The 19,361-nt window shown below is 30.9% G+C and carries 15 protein-coding genes and 1 pseudogene; 15 read left to right on the forward strand and 1 reads right to left on the reverse strand.

The genetic code is table 11. The features are described 5' to 3' along the window. Positions 1–3: 3 nt before the first annotated feature. The 15 genes from mutL to FYJ50_RS02200 all read left to right on the forward strand — a co-directional run bounded on the left by mutL (position 4) and on the right by FYJ50_RS02200 (position 18,714). Positions 4–1,764 (forward strand): DNA mismatch repair endonuclease MutL, encoded by a 1,761-nt coding sequence (gene mutL, locus FYJ50_RS02130; protein ID WP_338082981.1) that lies wholly within the window; start codon positions 4–6, stop codon positions 1,762–1,764. Further along, positions 1,757–2,665 carry a tRNA (adenosine(37)-N6)-dimethylallyltransferase MiaA gene (miaA, locus tag FYJ50_RS02135; RefSeq protein ID WP_338082982.1) on the forward strand — a complete coding sequence of 303 codons (909 nt, stop codon included), beginning with the start codon at positions 1,757–1,759 and terminating at the stop codon, positions 2,663–2,665. Before mutL ends, miaA begins: the two co-directional genes overlap by 8 nt. Next, complete coding sequence (locus tag FYJ50_RS02140) at positions 2,662–3,570, forward strand: diacylglycerol/lipid kinase family protein (protein ID WP_205946376.1); 909 nt, start codon at positions 2,662–2,664, stop codon at positions 3,568–3,570. The genes miaA and FYJ50_RS02140 overlap by 4 nt, the downstream gene beginning before the upstream one ends. A gap of 2 nt (positions 3,571–3,572) precedes the next feature. Then, positions 3,573–4,835: an HlyC/CorC family transporter gene (locus FYJ50_RS02145; RefSeq protein ID WP_154459397.1), complete on the forward strand. Its 1,263-nt coding sequence runs from the start codon at positions 3,573–3,575 to the stop codon at positions 4,833–4,835. 733 nt (positions 4,836–5,568) lie between these two features. Then, positions 5,569–5,937, forward strand: coding sequence for a BlaI/MecI/CopY family transcriptional regulator (locus FYJ50_RS02155; RefSeq protein ID WP_154459398.1), 369 nt, complete (start codon positions 5,569–5,571; stop codon positions 5,935–5,937). Next, positions 5,934–7,037: a M56 family metallopeptidase gene (locus FYJ50_RS02160; protein ID WP_154459399.1), complete on the forward strand. Its 1,104-nt coding sequence runs from the start codon at positions 5,934–5,936 to the stop codon at positions 7,035–7,037. Before FYJ50_RS02155 ends, FYJ50_RS02160 begins: the two co-directional genes overlap by 4 nt. Positions 7,038–7,140: 103 nt before the next feature. Beyond that, on the forward strand, positions 7,141–7,293 hold the full coding sequence (locus FYJ50_RS10480; RefSeq protein ID WP_205946377.1) for a hypothetical protein: 153 nt from the start codon (positions 7,141–7,143) through the stop codon (positions 7,291–7,293). Positions 7,294–7,442: 149 nt separating this feature from the next. Further along, a complete protein-coding gene (locus FYJ50_RS02165; RefSeq protein WP_154459400.1) occupies positions 7,443–7,898 on the forward strand; it encodes a hypothetical protein in 456 nt (151 codons plus the stop codon). Between the two features lie 3 nt (positions 7,899–7,901). Beyond that, positions 7,902–8,477, forward strand: coding sequence for a signal peptidase I (gene lepB, locus FYJ50_RS02170; RefSeq protein WP_154459401.1), 576 nt, complete (start codon positions 7,902–7,904; stop codon positions 8,475–8,477). Between the two features lie 17 nt (positions 8,478–8,494). Next, the gene (locus FYJ50_RS02175) at positions 8,495–12,565 is read left to right on the forward strand and encodes a DUF7601 domain-containing protein (protein WP_205946378.1); all 4,071 of its coding nucleotides are present in this window, start codon (positions 8,495–8,497) and stop codon (positions 12,563–12,565) included. A gap of 61 nt (positions 12,566–12,626) precedes the next feature. Further along, positions 12,627–14,156 carry a SpaH/EbpB family LPXTG-anchored major pilin gene (locus FYJ50_RS02180; protein ID WP_154459403.1) on the forward strand — a complete coding sequence of 510 codons (1,530 nt, stop codon included), beginning with the start codon at positions 12,627–12,629 and terminating at the stop codon, positions 14,154–14,156. A 60-nt stretch (positions 14,157–14,216) separates the two neighbouring features. After that, positions 14,217–15,038 carry a class C sortase gene (locus FYJ50_RS02185; protein ID WP_154459404.1) on the forward strand — a complete coding sequence of 274 codons (822 nt, stop codon included), beginning with the start codon at positions 14,217–14,219 and terminating at the stop codon, positions 15,036–15,038. A 2-nt stretch (positions 15,039–15,040) separates the two neighbouring features. Further along, complete coding sequence (locus FYJ50_RS02190) at positions 15,041–15,946, forward strand: Cna B-type domain-containing protein (RefSeq protein WP_154459405.1); 906 nt, start codon at positions 15,041–15,043, stop codon at positions 15,944–15,946. Continuing rightward, entirely contained in the window at positions 15,936–16,523 is a 588-nt protein-coding gene (locus FYJ50_RS02195) for a sortase (RefSeq protein ID WP_154459406.1), read from the forward strand. The genes FYJ50_RS02190 and FYJ50_RS02195 overlap by 11 nt, the downstream gene beginning before the upstream one ends. Positions 16,524–16,578: 55 nt before the next feature. Further along, positions 16,579–18,714, forward strand: a complete 2,136-nt coding sequence (locus FYJ50_RS02200; protein ID WP_154459407.1) for an oxidoreductase — start codon at positions 16,579–16,581, stop codon at positions 18,712–18,714. 90 nt (positions 18,715–18,804) lie between these two features. On the opposite strand, the pseudogene FYJ50_RS02205 reads toward FYJ50_RS02200, so the two are convergent. Continuing rightward, positions 18,805–19,197, reverse strand: a pseudogene (locus FYJ50_RS02205) (AAA family ATPase); the annotation flags it as partial. Positions 19,198–19,361: the final 164 nt, after the last annotated feature.

Here is a 19,361-nt window from a genome sequence, read left to right on the forward strand (position 1 = left end):
AAAGTGTCAAAGATACATATACTGAGTGAACATTTGACAAATATGATTGCAGCAGGAGAAGTGGTTGAAAGACCAGCTGGAATTGTAAAAGAATGTGTAGAAAACAGCATAGATGCTCATGCGAAAACCATTGAAATTGAAGCCTTTCAGGGTGGAATTGAAAGGCTTGTGATTACGGATGATGGTTGTGGTATGGATCATGAAGATGCCCAGATGGCTTTTAATCGCCATGCGACCAGTAAAATGCATAGTGAAGAAGAACTCTTTAATATAGGTACAATGGGATTTCGAGGAGAAGCTTTACCAAGTATTGCTGCAGTATCAAAAGTGAATCTGGAAACTAATGATGGAAATCAGGGAAGCATCATTGAATATGAATATGGTCAATTAAAACGAAAAGAAATTTATGATTGTCCCAAAGGAACCAGAATTGAAATTGAAGGTCTGTTTCTGAAAACACCAGCTCGATTCAAACATTTAAAAAGTGCAGCCTATGAATTTTCAGTGATTGCGGATCTGATCAATAAAATGGCATTGTCTTTTCCAGATATTCGGTTTGTACTGTCTCATGACGGAAGAGTGGTTTTTCAGACCAGTGGAAATGGCAACATTCAGGAAATATTATATTTGATGTATGGAAAAGAAGTGGCTGAAAATGCGATTCCTTTTGAATCCAGTGATGAAGATTTTCATATCAAAGGATATGCGATTCAACCAAAAATAAATCGAGCAACCAAATATTTTATGTTTATTTCTTTAAATAAAAGACTGATCAGATCTAAATATATACAGAATGCGATATTAGATGCCTACAGTGATTATTTACCAGTGAATCGATTTCCCATTGTAGTAATCAATATTGATATTGATACACAGCTGGTAGATGTCAATGTACACCCTAATAAATGGGAAGTTCGATTATCGAAACAGAATCAATGTCTATCTTTGATTCGTTCCACTTTAAAAAATACTTTAAAAAAATCATTACAGACAGTTGAAAAAGTAAAAAAGAAAGAACCAGAAAAAATTATGATTCAGGAAGAAATTCCTTTTTCATATGAAATAGAAGAAAAACCAATAATAGTCAATGAATCTTCTTTTGGCTTTGACACTTATGAAAAAGTTCAGGAAGTACCATTGATCATTGAAGAAAAAGAAGAAATAAAAGAAAATAAAGGACATGAATTTTTTTATCATTTACAGGTACTGGCACAATTTCATGAATCCTACATTTTATGTTCCAACCAGCAGGGACTGGTGATTATCGATCAGCATGCAGCTCAGGAAAGATATCATTATGAACAGATAAAAAAATCACTGGAAAAGCCATGTACACAATTACAGCCATTAATGGTACCCATTCAGATCAATGTCACAACCAGTATTATGACAATGATTTCAAAAATAAATGAACAGGTACAATTTTTTGGTCTACATTTTGAACCTTTTGGAAACGATCAGGTTATCATACGTGAAATTCCAATCTGGTTTCAGGACGTACATGAAGATGAATTTTTTCAGGATCTGATGGATTTCTTTATGCAGAACGAAAATGTAGATATGGAAAAATTAAGAAAACACGTTTTATCAACAATGGCCTGTCATTCTTCCATTCGCTTTCATCGTTCCTTGACAATGGAAGAAATGAAACAGGTTATTGTAGATCTTCAAAAATGTGAACAGCCTTATCATTGTCCACATGGAAGACCAACCGTTATTACTATCAGTGATCAGGAATTATTAAAGGAGTTTGAACGTGGATAAAAAAATTATCGCAATTGTTGGACCTACAGGAATTGGAAAAACATCTTTATCCATTGAACTAGCCAAAGCACTAAATGGAGAAGTGATTTCCTGTGACAGTATGCAGGTCTATAAAAAAATGGATATAGGAACCGCTAAAGTTACTAAAGAAGAAATGGATGGAATCTTTCATTATTTAATTGACATTCAGGAATACGATCAGCCATATAATGTGATGATTTTTCAGGATGTCTGTCGTAAATCCATTCAAAAAATTCAAAATAAAAATAAACAGGTGATTTTATGTGGAGGAACAGGTCTTTATTTAAAAGCTGCTTTATACGATTATACATTTGAAGAAGAAACACAGGATGAAGACTATTTAAAGGAATTAAACCAGAAATCCAATGAAGAACTGTATGAATTATTAAAAGAAATCGATGAAAAATCTTTAGAAAAAATTCATAAAAACAATCGTAAACGAATTCTTCGTGCATTGATGATGGCTCATAGTGGAATGAGCAAGAGTCAAAGAGAACAGCAGCAGAAACATATTCCTTTGTATGATATATATTATATTGGTTTAGATGTGGATCGTAATATTCTTCATCAAAGAATCAATGATCGGGTGGATAAAATGTTTGAACAAGGCCTGGTAGAAGAAGTGACTTCTTTATTTAAAGATGAAAAAACATGGGAATATACGAGTTTTCAGGGGATTGGATATAAAGAATTTAAAGATTATTTTTTAGATCAGATCACTTTAGAAGAAACAAAAGAAAGAATCAAAACGCATTCACGTCAATATGCTAAACGACAATATACATGGTTTAAGAATCAGATGCCGGTTCACTGGTATTCCATTGATCAGAAAGAACAGATTCTAAAAGATGTGAAACAATGGCTGAAGGGAGAAATATGAAATACGTATTTATAGTCAATCCAAATTCCAGAAAAGAAGGATTGTATACATTAATGAATCAGATCAAATCGCATTTTCCAAATGAAAAAGTGATCATTGAAAAAACACAATCTATGAATCATGCCTGTCATATTGCCAGAAAATATGCTTTTAAAGAGGAAGAACCCATTCATATGTTTGCCTGTGGAGGAGATGGAACTTTACATGAAATTGTGAATGGAATTGCAGGATGTAAACATATCACATTATCCATTGTTCCAATTGGAACCGGAAATGATTTTGTGAAATATTTTGATCATTTAAGTCGTGAAGATTTTTTGAATTTTGATTTATTAAAAAAAGGAGAAATCGTTCGTTGTGATTTATTAAAAGTAAATGGAGAATATGCCATAAATACGATTTCTTTTGGATTTGATGTACATGTGGCAATGCATGTAAATGAATATCGAAAAAAATTACCAGTAAGAGGAATTTTACCTTATTATTTAGGAATGCTTTCCAGTTTAAGAAAACCTATCTCTTCTTCTTTTGATATTCAGATAGACGATCATAAACTGGAAGAAAAAATATTTTCTTTTGTGGTAATCACAAATGGAAGATATTATGGAGGAGGATATAAACCTTGTCCACAAGCTTTAATTAATGATAGTAAATTAGATATCTGTTTAATTAGAGATGTAAAAAGAACAGAAATATTAAAACTGGCAAAAGTATACGAAAAAGGAGATCATTTAAATTATCCAGATCTAGCTTATGTCACAAAAGGAAATGTTGTCTCTTTACATACAAACAATCAGGAAATTTATACGAATTTAGATGGAGAAATTCGTTTATTAAAAAATCCAACCATTGAAATTGTAGAAAATCAGATTCAATTGTTGATTCCATCAAAAAATAAGGAGTAGAAATGGAACCGGAATTAGAAATACAGATTATTACATTGATTATATTATTATTTTTATCTTCTTTCTTTTCCTCTGCTGAAACCGCTCTGGTATCGGTGAATCGAATTAAGATTCGAACTTTAGAAGAAGAAGGAAATAAAAAAGCCAAAACATTAATGAAGATTTATGAAAATGAAGCTAAAATGCTGAGTGCTATTTTAATTGGAAATAACTTAGTCAATACATATGCAGCTTCTATTGCAGCCACTATTGCCTATGCTTTTGGTGGAGCAGCTGTTGGACTTGCGACCTTTCTGATTACTTTGTTCATACTGATTTTTGGAGAGATTACACCAAAAACTCTGGCTACCCAAAATGCGGAAAAAATAGCTTTGGCCTATGCACCGGTTATTTTATTTCTGATGAAAATTTTAACGCCATTTATTTTCTTTATTAATGGATTCAGCAATATCGTATTAAAAATATTAGGAGTCAATAAAGATCAGAACAATCCATCTATGACAGAAAATGAATTAAGAACGATGATGGATGTATCTCATGAAGAAGGTGTCATTGAAGAAGATGAAAAGAATCTGATCAATAATGTATTTGATTTTACCGATTCAAAAGCCAGAGATGTAATGGTTCCTCGAGTTCATGTGGTTATGGCAGATATTGAAAGTTCCTATAAAGATTTAATTGAAATCTTTAGAGAAGAACACTTTACCCGTATTCCTATCTATAAAGAATCCATTGATAATATTGTGGGACTGGTTAATATGAAAGATTTACTTTTATATGAAGATATTGATGATTTTGATATCAATAAAGTATTAAGAAAACCATATTTTACCTATGAAACAAAGAAAATATCTGAATTATTAGTGGAAATGAAAGAATCTACTTTCAATTTAGCCATTGTAGTGGATGAATATGGAGAGCTGGCAGGAATTATTACATTGGAAGATATCATTGAAGAAATTGTTGGAGATGTTCATGATGAATATGATGAAGAAGAACAGGAAAACATTAAGAAAATCAATGATACAACATATGATGTAAAAGGATATATCAATTTACATGATTTAAATGATGTTTTAGGATTGGATCTGGATAATGAAGATTTTGATTCTATAGGTGGTTTAGTGATTGATGCTTTAGGATGTTTTCCTAAAAAATACGATACCGTTACTTTAGAAGATGGAATTAAAATTAAAGTCACTAATCTTGAAAAAAATCGTATAGAAGAAGTACGATTGTATTTACCTGAAAAAGTAGAAGAATAATGAAAATGTCTAATTGTTAAGAAATTAATGATTAGACTTTTTATTATATAAAATTTTAGAATAGAAAAATGTAACAAATCACAAAAATCTATTTCAGGGAGGTTCTAATATGGAGATTCAAAGAGATTTTTATTTGGATAAATTGATAAAAAGGAAAAGCGTATATTGAAACTCCAAAGAAATATTACTTTTCCAATCTTGGACTACGCAATGCCAGAATTAATTTTCGTCAGTTAAAACAGACCCATTCCATGGAGAATGTAGTTTATAACGAACATGGTATGCTTGGATATAGCGTGGATGCAGGTGTAATACCAATTACAGAAAGAAATCAGGAAGGTAAAAATATCTTAAAAAACTTGAAGTTGATTTTGTGTGTAATCTTGGTTCATCCAGATACTATATTCAGTCTGTATACTTACTGCCAGATGAAGCAAAGCGTACTCAGGAAATTAGATCATTTAGAAAGATTGATGATTCTTTTAAGAAAATCGTTGTTACCAAAGACATCGTTATACCACATTACGATGAATATGGTATCTTGACTGTGAATATTTATGATTTCCTTCTTGATCCACATATACTGGAAAAAAATGTAAACTCATGTCAGTAAGATGTTTGGAGTCATCATAGATTACTGACTTTTTATAGTATTTTCAAAAAAACAGTGTTAATCTTATATATAGAAAATATATATATGAATCATAAATAATAATATTAAAAATGAGAGTCTATGAAACCATTAACAAAAAAAGAATCTGAAGTTATGAACATTTTATGGAAAGAACATCCATTATCTGCCTCACAAATTCAAAAAAGATACAGTGAATTAAGCATTTATTCCATTCAGCAGCTGATTCAAAGACTGATGGATACAGGATTTATTAAAGTGGAATGCATTGATTATTCAGGTAAGAAATTATCCCGTTTTTTTGCACCTAATGTATCTTTACCTGAATATATTGAATATATAATAGGAAAAGAAACAAAGAATTATAAAGATACAGCCTTTTTCTTAGTCGAAAAAATGGAAAGTAAAGAAACATTGGAAGAATTAGAAAAACTTGTTCAGAAACGTAAGAAGGAGCTGGAGGAAAAATGATCTTATCTTTTTCGTCCATTTTTATCACTCTGGTTGTCAGTACTTTATTAATTTTGTTTTCAGAATATATTTTCATTCATAAACAGAAATTCTACTTTTTTAGAGTGGATTTTTTAATCATTCTGATGGCAGTGATTTTTATACGTCTGTTATTACCTTTTGAGTATCCATCTTTTACCATCACAATTGAATTGCATCAGTTAATGAATCCGATTAATGATTTCTTTTTACATGAATATTTTTCTATTCCATTTTATAAGATTTTTATATTTGTATGGATTACTGTCGCAATCTTGTTAATTGGTAAATATATATATGATATTTATAAAGAAAATAAACGGATTCAACAGCTTGAATTATTGTGCATCCATAAAAATGTTTCTGATTTTTTTGATGTTAAAAAGAATGAAGATTATAAAGTATGGATCATGGATTATACTGGATCTCCTATGGTAATTGGTTCAAAAAAAATTATTTTTTTACCAGAAAACATAATAGAAATGGATCAAATAGAGGACATTATAAGACATGAAATGTCACATATAAATTCAAAAGATTTTTATATGAATGTTTTTGTTCAGCTTATCACAAAAATATACTGGTGGTTTCTTCCGGTTTATTTATTAAAGAAACAAATGAAATTATTATTAGAAGTACGAGCGGATACGAAAGCAGTAAAGGAGAAAAATGGAAAAGAATTATATCAGTATTCTTTGGCATTGATTCAGATTGAAAAACTAATAAAGGAAAATGAGGAATTAAAATTTGAAAATAAAGGAAATACTTTAATATTAGAAAATAAAGAAACATTAAAATATAGAATACATTATTTAATCAATTCAAAATTCAATAAAAAATCAAATATTGTACTTATTCTAAGTATTGTTCTTCTTCCTTTTCTATCAAATTGTATAATTTTTGAAGCGTCTTATGAAGCACCTGAGGAAGATGGACCTTATGTTGAAATATCTGATATTGAAAATGGATACATAGTTCATCATAAAGATGGAACTTATACATTACATATGAATGATATGGAAGTATCCATATCAAGTATAAGTGAACCACCTTTTTCAGAATTACCAGTTATAGTGGAATAACTATAAATGTTTTTATTTCTTTATAACAATAATATTGATAAATATATTAATAGATATTATAATTATAATAAAGATATAAATATTTATAAAGGAGACTATGATTATGAATGACAAACAAAGAAAGATGATTGAAAAGCTGAATAAAGATAATGAACATCTAAATGAAGCACATAAATCCTGGGTGGAATATTCCAAGGGAAGAATAGTAATTGGTCTATTAGCTGTAATTGTTTTACTGATTTTAATTTTTAAATAATAATTTAGATACCTTTCATATAGAAAGGTATTTTTTGTAAAAAATTTGTATTAAATAACAATAAACGTGTAAAAACTATTCAAAAGATATAGACATAGTAAAAAATAAAAGACTATAATAAAATCGATACATAATTTATGGAGGAGAGTATGACGGAACAGGAATTGAGAAGACTGTCTCGTAAGGAATTGCTGGAAATGTTGATCATGCAATCAGAAGAATTGGAATCAACAAATAAAAAACTAGCAAATACAAAATCAAAATTATTGGAAAGAGAAATATCAATTGATAATGCAGGATCCATTGCAGAGGCAGCTTTACAGGTAAATGGTGTTTTTGAGGCAGCACAGAAAGCTTGTGAACAATATATAGATAATATTAAAAATTTAAGTAAACGGCAGGAAGTTATTTGTGATCAGAAAATGAAAGAATGTGAAGAACAGACACAGAAAATGTTGAAAGATGCACAGATTGAATGTGACATGATGAAAGCCAAAGCAAAAGTAGAGGCGGAAAAGTATTGGAGCGAAGTGTCTACGAAACTGGAAAACTTTTATAGAGAATACAATGAACTTCAGAAAATATTACCAATCAAGGAAAAATAAAATATGAAAAAATTAGAAGTACCCGATATAGAACTTTTAAAAAAAGAACTGGATCGAGTGAATTATAAAACAAAATATCGTTCGGTTTTAAAATCAACGATTTTTATGCTGGTTGTAGTAGCTGCAATTGCGGTATTAGTGGCAACAACCTGGTTACCGGTATTACAGATTTATGGATCCAGTATGACACCTACATTAAATGAAGGAGAAGTGGTTGTTTCAGTGAAAGGATCTTCTTTTGAACAGGGAGATTTAATTGCGTTTTATTATGGAAATAAAATACTGGTAAAACGATGTATAGCGACACCTGGTCAATGGGTGGATATTGATGAAGATGGGAACGTATACATTGATGGAAAGAGATTGAATGAGCCATATGTAAAAGAAAAAGCATTTGGAGACTGTGATATTAAATTACCATATCAGGTACCTGAAGATCGATATTTTTGTATGGGAGATCATAGAGAAACATCCGTAGATTCCAGAAACAGCAGTGTAGGATGTATATCAAAAGAACAAATCATTGGTCGAATCTTTTTTCGAATCTGGCCATTAAATGATTTGGATTATTTTGAATAAAGAAAAGGAGGATGAATATGAAGCATATCAAACAACTTAAATTTGTATTGGCCGGTATTGTAGCTTTTACAACAGTACTTACTTTAATTCGTCCTGCCATTACATTTGAAAATACCATTTGTGGATTAGAAGAACATACACATACAGAAGAATGTTACCAGACAATTGAAAATACAATTACTCATAAAACATTAGATTGTACAGAAGAATCTTTACATATACATGTACATTCACCAAATTGTTATGATGAAAACAATAATATAATTTGTGGATATGCAGACTATATGATTCATGAACATAATGAAGACTGTTATGATGAAAACAATCAGTTGATCTGTACATTACCTGAAATAAAAGAACATACACATGATGGTAATTGTTATGATTCAGAAAATAATTTAATTTGTGATAAACAGGAATTTATAGAACATACACATGACAATAACTGTTATGATCCAGAAGGAAATTTAATTTGTGGTTTACCAGAATTAAAGAAACATATTCATGATGATTCCTGTTTTACACAAACAGAAGAAATTATAGAAGATGAACAATTAATTTGTGATAAACCAGAACATATACATACAGAAGAGTGTTATGAAAAAGAAGAAGAAATAGAATATGTCTGTGGTAAAGAAGAACATACACATGATACATCTTGTTACAATGAAGACAATGAATTGATTTGTGGTAAAGAAGAGCATGTACATAGTAGTGAGTGTGAGGAATATCAATTAACAGATGAAGATTGGCAAAGAGTAAATGAAACAATTACTTTAATTGATGAATTACCTTTAACAGAAGAAATAGAAGGAAAGTTAACAGAATTGGAAGAAGATGAAGATCAATACAATGAATATTTTGAAAAAATATATCATCAGGTGATGGAAGCTTATCTGTTATATATAGATATAGGTGAGAAATTACAATTAGAAGTCACAAACGCAGAAAAATTATTAGCATTAGATTGGATATACAATGTTCAACTTTTATCGATAACTAATGAAATAACAATCCAACAAGTGAACTGTTTCGGATCTGCTTCGGGAGGTATTGATAAAAACCTTTTAATTTATAATAACTCTGCTGAAAATAAAACAGCTTCTAGTATTGTTGACAATATGTTTCAGTTTCCTAAAGCAACATCTATTTTGGTTTCAAATATGAATAGTGAATTAAGTGTTTCAGAAATTGATATAAATTCTGAAAGTAATAAAAGAGTTAAAGTTATTCCGCCAAAAGGATTTTTAATAATTATACCTACTGGATATAATGGATCAATTGAAACAGGAGATATAGCAACAGTAGATTTTGATTATACTCAATCCAGATATAATGTAAGTGGATTGGGAAAGGTAACTTTTACAGCAAAAGAAAATATTGGATCTAAGCCACCAAAAGACAATTCTAATAAATTATCCGTTGTTCAAAGTGCAGATACAAAAGATTTAATTGAAGTGAATTTATATGATTACAATGATAATATAAATTCATATTATTTAAATAATAAAAATTTACCTGGTTTTCAACAAAATCAAGGTGCGTATATTTATCCTAAATTGGAAAAAATTGGTTCTAATACAGCATTCACTTCTGGAAATTTTAATTTTGGAGATAGTATTACAGAAGATTTAAATGCAGGAATTCCAGTTGTAACACAAGATAATAGTGCGGGAAATATTAATAAAATAAATGGAGGAGCAAATAAACCTCTAGAAGGTACAATGAATAATAATCTTATAAATGGATATCCTGCTTTGAGTGATGGAACGAGTCTTTCCTATTTATTTAGCAATAACAATGCAGTAAATAAGGTGAATACAGATAACATTAATGGTTTATTCCAATACAATGAGACGACAGGAGCTTATACATTTAACAGTCGTGAAAACCATGCACAATTTAATGCGAGTACAAATACATTTACGTTGTATGATCAAATGATATCATCAAATTTCATGATGTATCCTTTTGGTAATTTCTTACCATTCAATGACATTGTTCATGAAAGTGCACAAAGTAGTCAAATAGATCGTACTTATTTTATTCAACTTATGAATTCTGCAAGAGAGAAGGGAAATCAAAATTTAGGAGGAACAACCGATTATACAACTCCTGAAGAAACAGTAAATCGTTATACCAGAATGGCAGATCAGTTGGAAAAATTTATCAAAATGATGGATTTAAATTATGGTGAGAATTGGACAGGAATAAAGGCATTAAAAAAATATTTTGAAATCAGCAATATTCCAACACCAGATGATGCCACATTAAATAATTTGTTAAATCAAATCTATTGTATCGATTTTGATGAACCTACCGATTTCTATTTTGGTATGGAAATGAAAATGAATTTCATGCAACCTAAAAATGGTCTTACAGGAAAAAATGGTCAACAACCAATGGTATTCTATTTTACTGGTGATGATGATGTATGGGTATATATTGATGGAAAACTAGTATTGGATTTATCTGGAATTCATAGACACGTAGGTGGAGAAATTGATTTCACTAATGGAACAGTCAAATATTATGAATTGAGTAAAGATACCGGTGATGTAGGTACAATTCCATATAAAACTGTAAGTTTTAATGATTTAGGATTAGAAACGAATTCAAAAGGAACATTAAACGATTATTCAACACATTCATTTAATTTCTACTATATGGAGCGTGGAGCTGGTTCAGGTGTATGCCGAATGAATTTTAACTTTCCATTATTAAAGAAAAATTCAATCAGTGTATCCAAAGAATTAAGTGTAGATGATGAAAGTGCACAAAATATCTTGGGAAATCCAAATTTTAAATTTCAGGTATTAAAAGAAAACGAAGAAGGATTGTTTATTGGTCCAAATACTTTATATGATATTAAAGATTCACAAGGAAATATTATTGGAAGTGGGAAAACAGATGAAAATGGAATCTTTACATTAAAGGCAGGGCAAACAGCTATATTCAATGATATTCCTGAAAATTCTGGAAGATATTTTGTTCGTGAATTACTAAATACACATGAATTTAGTCAGTATGGAACAATATCTGTGGATGGATCTTCTCAAACCACTAATTATGAAGTAACGATAGGTTCTGATACTTTTAAAGGTGTAAATAGTCCTGTAAAAGATATGTCTGATGGAAGTACATATTTCCATTTCAATAATAAAATTGAAACAAGTAAATTGGGTAAATTATCTATTACAAAAAAATTAGAATCAGCAGATTCAAATACGAATAAAGATTTTAAATTCCGAATTACACTTGATGGAGTTTTATTACCAGTGAATACAAACTATAGAGTAGGTAGTGAAACAAGAACGGTTACGGAAGCAGGAATTATTACGTTAAAACCAAATGAAACGGCTGTAATAGATAAAATGCTTGCTGGAAGTACTTATAAAATAGAAGAAATTGATGCTGAGGGATATGAAGTTACTTATAAAGTAAATGAAAGTCCTTGTGATGATTTACCAACGGGAATAATTAAAACGAATAAGGCTATTGTTGTTGAAGTTTGCAACAAGGAAAAATCGTCCTCTGTGAATATTCCAATTTACAAAATATTGTCCAATCCAGATGGAAAGGAACATACATATCAGTTTGATTTAGTACAAGTAACGGATCAAACCGGGAATACTTCAGTAGAAGGTGGTTTAAATGCTTCTACAAATATAATAATACTTGAAAGTTCTTCTCAAGAACATTCAGAATCTTTTACAATCAATTATTTGAATAATCAAATTGATTCTTCATCAAAAGATTTCTTCTATAAAATTACAGAAACTCAATTGGAAAACAAAGAAATGGGAACTACCTTTGATCAATCTGTATATGTTGTACAAGTAACGGTTACAAAAGATGAAAACGGAAATTTGAATGCTGTCATTTCGGAAATATATAAAAATAATGAATCAGTAGGTTCTAATGGAAAGATTTTATTTGAAAATAGGATTACTGAATATAAACTACCAGAAACCGGTGGACCTGGAGACTGGTTGTATATAGGAAGTGGAATATTATTAATCACAATAGCTGGATATTTTCTTATTAAGAGAAGAATTCACGGGAAGGAGGATATGATTTCTCAATAGTCAATTTATTTATAAATACAAATTAAGAAAGGGTATTGATAAACGAAAGGACAAGAGAAAAATGAAGAAATTCAAAAAATTATTAGGTTTTTTCTGTGCATTTGCTTTAATTTTAGGTATGAATGTAATACCTGCATCAGCAAATACGAATGAATACACTATTACAATCACAAATACTGAAAGTGGGCATACATATGCAGCTTATCAGGTATTTGCTGGAGATATCAGTGATGGAAAATTAACGAATATTGAATGGGGTTCAGGAGTAAATGGAGCAGCTATATTAACTGCATTAAAAACACCAGAAAATAGTTCATATGCAAGCTGTACTTCAGCAGAAGATGTAGCAGGTGTAGTAGCTGGATTAAATGGTGAACAATTAGATGCATTCGCAAAAGTAGTTGGAAAATATTTAAGCGAAACAAAAGCAGGAACGTCAGTATATGAAAATTCTGTTTATAAAATTAATGTAGAAGGTGATGGTTATTATCTTGTACAAGATATTAATTTAGCTGAAAATTTTCATAATTCTGCAACTAAATATATTTTAAAAGTTGTTGGAGATGTTGAAGTGGCTGCCAAAGCAGAAACACCTACGATTGATAAGGTAATTGTAAATGCTGATAGTGATGCAAATGAAAATCCCGCTGATGATAACACGGATGGAAATGGTACTGCACAAGATGTAGGTAGTGTTGTTAGTTTTAAATTAACATCTAAAGTTCCTGCAATGGATGGTTATGATACTTATGAATATATTGTAAAAGATACAATGTCTACTGGGTTAACAGCGGTTGATGCAAACTCTGATGGAAAAATTGATGTTTCTGTAACAATTGGTGGAACAACTTATAATGATTTTACCGTTACACAGAATGGACAATCCTTTACAATCAAATTTAACAATTTCATTAATCAGAAAGCTAATGCAGGAAAAGATATCGTTATTACATATTCGGCAACCATTAATGAAAATGCGCTATCAACAAAAGTTGAAACAAACACAGTAAACTTGGAATATTCAAACAATCCAAATGACAATACATCTAAAGGAAAGACACCAGATAAAGTTGTTTATGTATATGATTTTGATATTGTAATCGATAAATATACAGGGGATGAAACAACTGGAACTCGATTAGCTGGAGCTAAATTTGTATTGTATAAAACGGTAGGTTCTGAAAACTTATATTATTCCTATAATGAAACAGATGATAAAGTAGAATGGAAAAATAGTAGTGAAGAAGCAACTGAAGTCACAACAGATACTAATGGTGCTGCTACATTCCAGGGACTGGATACAGGTACGTATTACCTTCATGAAACAGTAGCTCCTGCTGGATATAACTTATTAAAAGGTGATGTAGAAGTCACTATCACAGCTACTTATGGTAATGATGGACAAATAACTTCTAGTTCAGCTATTTCTACAAATAATGGTCAATATAAACAGACTCAAAAAATAGAAAATAAATCGGGTGCTACATTACCTGAAACAGGTGGTATGGGTACGACTTTATTCTATTTAGCTGGTGCTGGTTTAGTATTGGTTGCGGTTGTATTATTAATTACTCGTAAGAGAATGAATTAATGTTTTGAAAACAGGAAAGGATTTATCCTTTCCTGGATTCAGTGGTAAGGAGAAGGTTACATGAAAAAGAAATCAGGGTGGACTACAGGGTTACTGTTTTTGATTCTTCTTGTAGGGTTGTCCTTACTATTGTATCCATCGTTTAGTGATTACTATAACTCGTTTCATCAGACACAGGCAATTGCTTCGTATTCTTCACAGGTTCAAAAGTTAGATGAGAGTAAAACACTGGAATTAAAAGAATCCGCTGTTTTATACAATGAATCTTTGGTTCATAAAACCAATCGTTTTCATTTAAGTGAGGAAGAAGAAAAAGAATATGAATCTTTATTGGATGTAACGGGTACGGGAATTATGGGATATATTGAAATTTCTAAAATCCGTTGTACTTTACCAATCTATCATGGAACAGAAGATGCCGTTCTTCAGATTGCGATTGGACATATTCCGGGTTCTTCTTTACCGGTGGGTGGAGAAAGTACGCATTGTGTATTGTCTGGGCATAGAGGATTGCCCAGTGCCAAATTGTTTTCTAAACTGGATCAGTTGGAAGAAGGGGATACTTTTGTTTTACGTGTACTGGATGAAGTATTAACGTACGAGGTGGATCAGATTTTAATTGTAGAACCACAGGAAGTGAATTCTCTTCAGATTGAAGAGGGAAAAGATCTATGTACATTGGTAACATGTACTCCTTATGGAGTAAATACACATCGATTACTGGTTCGAGGACATCGAATTGAGAATTTGAAGGATTCTTTATATGCACGTATTACAGCGGATGCGACACAGGTGGATCCAATGATCGTAGCTCCGATTTTATCGATTCCATTATTTTTAATTTTAATTCTTATTTTATTGATTCCTGGAAAGAGAGATTGAGTATGAAGAAACTTTTAAAAATTATGATCAGTATATTTCTTTGCTGCTTATGCATTCCTTTATCTATACAGGCAGCTGGAAAAATAAATAAAGAACAGGATGTTTCTTTAACTTTATCTTGTTCGCATGAAAATGTACCTTTTTATTTATATTATGTTGCTTCCATTAATGAATATGGAGAATTAAGTGTAAATTCACCTTTTTCTGATTTTAATGTCAATATTACTGGGAAAAATGATGAAGCATGGAATGATTTAGCTTTGACTTTAGCTGGTTATGTGGATCAAAATGAAATGGTTCCTTCTGCTTCTAAAAAAACAGATGAAAAGGGAGATGTATATTTTCCTTCTTTAGACCAGGGTTTATATTTGATTCTTTCTGAAAAAACTTCTTCAAATGGAATGATTTATCAGTCCAGTCCCAGTCTGATTTTACTTCCTTCTTTAGATGAAATAAACAATGAATGGATTTATGATGTGAGTGCGAATGTTAAGGGAGAAGAAATCGAAGATACTAGGACGTCTATTAAAGTTCAAAAAGTATGGAAGGATTCTGGATATGAAAATAAACGTCCTTCTTCTATAATGGTACAGTTGTATAAAGATGGTCAGATTTATGATTCAATTACTTTAAGTGAAGAAAATAACTGGCAGCATATATGGGAAAACTGTTCGACAAAATCTAATTATACTTTGGTGGAACAGAAATTAGATTCTTATACTGTTCAGGTGTCCAAAGAAGGAATTACGTATTTAATTACCAATACGTATAAAACAGTAACTCCATCTATACCCAATAAGAATATTCCTTTTACAGGACAGTTATGGTGGCCAGTACTGATTTTAATTACGCTTGGTTTATTCTTTATTTTAATTGGATTGATACGGAGAAGACAAAATGAAAGGTAAAATATGGATCCGTATGGGGTTATTATGTATCGTAATAGCCCTTCTTTTAAGTATTTATAATATATATCAGACATGGAATGCACATATTCAATCGAATCTGGCTGTAAATGAAATCATTCCTTCTTTAGAATATGAACCATTGGTACATGGAGAAATTGAAGATTATATTTTAAATCCTGATATGGATCTGCCTAAAAAAGAAATAGATGGAAAAGAATATGTAGGAATACTTCAGATTCCTGTTTTAAATCTGGAATTACCAGTATTATCACAATGTACTGATTCCAATTTAAACATTGCTCCTTGTCGGTATACTGGAACGTGTTATAAAAGTAATTTTATAATAGGAGCTCATAATAGTTATTATCATTTTGGAAATTTAAAACAGTTAAAAGAAGGAGATAACATTGTTTTTATTGATATGAAAGATAGAGTCTTTGAATATCAGGTAGTCGGTATTGAAATATTAATGCCCAATCAGGGGATTGAACTGGAAAATGAAGATTGGGACCTTTCTTTGTTTACTTGTACATGGGCAGGTTATTCCAGAGTGGTAGTACGTTGTGTAAAAGTCTGAAAAGACTTTTTTATTTTTATGTAATAAAATAAGTATAAAGAAAGGAGATGGTTATATGTCTCAATATGAATCTTTATTTACACCTTTTTCAATTGGAAATTGTGAAATTAAAAATCGTTTTGTTTTAGAGCCTATGGAAGGAACCAATATCATAGATTGGCTGCAGGAGACAAAATTTAGAGGAAATGAAGTTCATGATTATTATATTGAAAGAGCAAAAAATAATATAGGATTGATTATTCCAGGTATGATTCCATTACGAAGCTTATTACAGGCTAAATGGCTTCCAGATCATCCAGAAGTATTTAAAGATGTGAAACCTTTAATGGATGAAATACATTCTTATGGCGCAAAAGTATTTTTTCAGATCGGAGCTGGATGGGGAAGAGCTTTAACGGCCAATGATATGTTTCAGAAAATTAATGGGAATAGAATTGTAAAAGAAATCTGTAAACCCATATTAAATATGGATAAATTATTGATTTCGGCAAGTGAAAATTCCAATCGATGGATTGATACTTTAAAACATCGTGAATTAACTAAAGAAGAAATTCAGGAATTTGTACAGGGGTATGCGATTGTTGCCAAATATTGTAAAGATGCAGGAGTGGATGGTGTAGAAGTTCATGCGGTACATGAAGGGTATCTGATGGATGAATTCACAACACGTTATACCAATCATCGTCTGGATGAATATGGTGGTTCTTTTGAAAATCGCTATCGGTTCGCAAAAGAAGTAGTGGAAGCTATTAAAGAAAAATGTGGAAAAGATTATCCTGTTTCAATTCGTTTTTCTGTCTGTTCCAAAACTAAAGGATTCCAGAAAGGAGCGGTTCCTCAAGATCATTCTTATATAGAAGTGGGACGAGATTTAGAAGAGGGAATCAAAGCGGCTCAATATTTAGAACAGGCAGGATACGATATGCTGAATGCGGATAATGGAACGTATGATGCATGGTACTGGTCTCATCCTCCGGTTTATATGCCATTAAACTGTAATTTAAATGAAGCAATGGAAATTAAACCTTATGTTAATATTCCTGTAGTCTGTGCAGGAAGAATGCAGCCAGATGCAGCAGATTTTGCGATATCGGAAGGAAAACTGGATGGTATTGGAATTGGAAGACAATTTTTAACCGATCCGGAAACGGTCACAAAAATTTTAGAAAACCGAGAAGAAGACATTCTTCCTTGTATTTCCTGTCATAATGTTTGTTTACCTGTGGCTTTGAATCCAAAAAAAGGAGTGGCTTTAGATGGGGAATCGGCATCTACCCAAGGTCATTGTGCTTTAAATCCAGTGACATTTGCGGAAAAGAAATACCAGTTAAAGAAAACAGAACAACCAGAAGATATTGCTATTGTAGGTGGGGGAATTGGTGGTATGTGTGCGGCCATTCTTTTAAAGAAGCGAGGACACAATCCAGTAATTTATGAAAAAAACAGTCAATTGGGTGGTGTATTCATTGCAGCCAGTGCACCTTCTTTTAAAGAAAAAGATAAACAGTTGTTAAAGTGGTACATCAGACAAATCAAAGAGCTAAATATTGAAGTTCATCTGGAAACAGAAATAGAACAGATCACAAATTTAAAAGAAGAAAAAGTCATTATCTGTACAGGTGCTAAACCAAGAAATCTTCATATTGAAAATTCAATAGAAGCCATTGATTATTTAAAAGGAACAGAAGTTGGAAATCATGTTTTAGTGATTGGTGGAGGATTAACGGGATGTGAAATCGCATACGACTTAGCTTTAAAAGGAAAGAAACCTGTTATTCTTGAACTTCAGGATGATATATTAAAAGTTAAAAATTTATGTATGGCGAATTCTACCTGTTTAAAAGACTTATTAGACTATTATCATGTTCCAGTTTATGTTCAATCTTCTTTTGTATCCTGGGATGGAAAACGAGCAACAATTTCTACACCAGATTCTGATAAAATTATTTTATGTGATTCCATTATTACGTCTTGTGGATATATTTCAGATCCATTAAATATCACAAAAGATCAGAAGCGAAAATACGATCGATACACAAAACGTATGAAAAACAGATTCAAAAATAAATTACCAGAACCTGCATATATCTCAATGGAAAATAAAAAGGTATATTTATTAGGAGACTGTAATCAGGTAGGAAATCTAAAAACTGTTATCTGGTCAGCGTATGATTTAGCTTATAAACTGTAAAAAGGCACATTGTGCCTTTTTATATGGAAGAATAAAAAGACTGTGTTCTCAAATCTAAATCATCGTATAAAACAGGAAAAAAACCTCGAATTATGTATTGAAATGCCTGTGTTTGTTTATAGTATATCGATTCGCTCGATTTGAGTTTGTGATTAAATCAACATAAAAAGGAAGGTTATCCATTTTTAAAATTTCATTCAAAGATAAATTATTCATATCTAAAATACAAACTCTTCCAGATAAAGATTCTTTGGCATCATTAACCAGTTTATTTTGACAAGATACAGAAAGAATATACATTCCATTACTTTCTTTATTTCCTCTTTCCAGTCTTGACCGATTCACAATGGCCTCAATTTCAGGAAACAATTCAGGCACTCTTTGTGCTTCGTCAATAATAAGGGGATAAGAATGAATTTCCAGAAAACTTTTTGGATCATTTTTCGCAAGAGCCAGATCCAGAGAATCGTCCAGTGTTACATAGGAAAACGTTTTATTCCTTCAATGATTACTTATGATTCTGGGAATCATATTATCACCAACTTTCGTATTTTTTGCAGTAAGACTGCAGATTTTACGATAATTTTATAACGATACGAAATTATTTTTTTAACTTTTAATATTTATTTTATAATGATATTGAAGGA

It is taken from the genome of Floccifex porci, from assembly GCF_009696175.1.
Lineage (GTDB): Bacteria > Bacillota_I > Bacilli_A > Erysipelotrichales > Erysipelotrichaceae > Floccifex > Floccifex porci.

What these genes read in the sequence shown, in the direction of transcription:
- FYJ50_RS02175 (WP_205946378.1), top strand. Translation starts at nt 8,495, where the DNA reads ATGAAGCATATCAAACAACTTAAATTTGTATTGGCCGGTATTGTAGCT.
- FYJ50_RS02155 (WP_154459398.1), top strand. Translation starts at nt 5,569, where the DNA reads ATGAAACCATTAACAAAAAAAGAATCTGAAGTTATGAACATTTTATGG.
- FYJ50_RS02195 (WP_154459406.1), top strand. Translation starts at nt 15,936, where the DNA reads ATGAAAGGTAAAATATGGATCCGTATGGGGTTATTATGTATCGTAATA.
- FYJ50_RS02165 (WP_154459400.1), top strand. Translation starts at nt 7,443, where the DNA reads ATGACGGAACAGGAATTGAGAAGACTGTCTCGTAAGGAATTGCTGGAA.
- FYJ50_RS02145 (WP_154459397.1), top strand. Translation starts at nt 3,573, where the DNA reads ATGGAACCGGAATTAGAAATACAGATTATTACATTGATTATATTATTA.
- FYJ50_RS02185 (WP_154459404.1), top strand. Translation starts at nt 14,217, where the DNA reads ATGAAAAAGAAATCAGGGTGGACTACAGGGTTACTGTTTTTGATTCTT.
- FYJ50_RS02160 (WP_154459399.1), top strand. Translation starts at nt 5,934, where the DNA reads ATGATCTTATCTTTTTCGTCCATTTTTATCACTCTGGTTGTCAGTACT.
- lepB (WP_154459401.1), top strand. Translation starts at nt 7,902, where the DNA reads ATGAAAAAATTAGAAGTACCCGATATAGAACTTTTAAAAAAAGAACTG.
- FYJ50_RS02140 (WP_205946376.1), top strand. Translation starts at nt 2,662, where the DNA reads ATGAAATACGTATTTATAGTCAATCCAAATTCCAGAAAAGAAGGATTG.
- FYJ50_RS02190 (WP_154459405.1), top strand. Translation starts at nt 15,041, where the DNA reads ATGAAGAAACTTTTAAAAATTATGATCAGTATATTTCTTTGCTGCTTA.
- FYJ50_RS02180 (WP_154459403.1), top strand. Translation starts at nt 12,627, where the DNA reads ATGAAGAAATTCAAAAAATTATTAGGTTTTTTCTGTGCATTTGCTTTA.
- FYJ50_RS02200 (WP_154459407.1), top strand. Translation starts at nt 16,579, where the DNA reads ATGTCTCAATATGAATCTTTATTTACACCTTTTTCAATTGGAAATTGT.
- FYJ50_RS10480 (WP_205946377.1), top strand. Translation starts at nt 7,141, where the DNA reads ATGAATGACAAACAAAGAAAGATGATTGAAAAGCTGAATAAAGATAAT.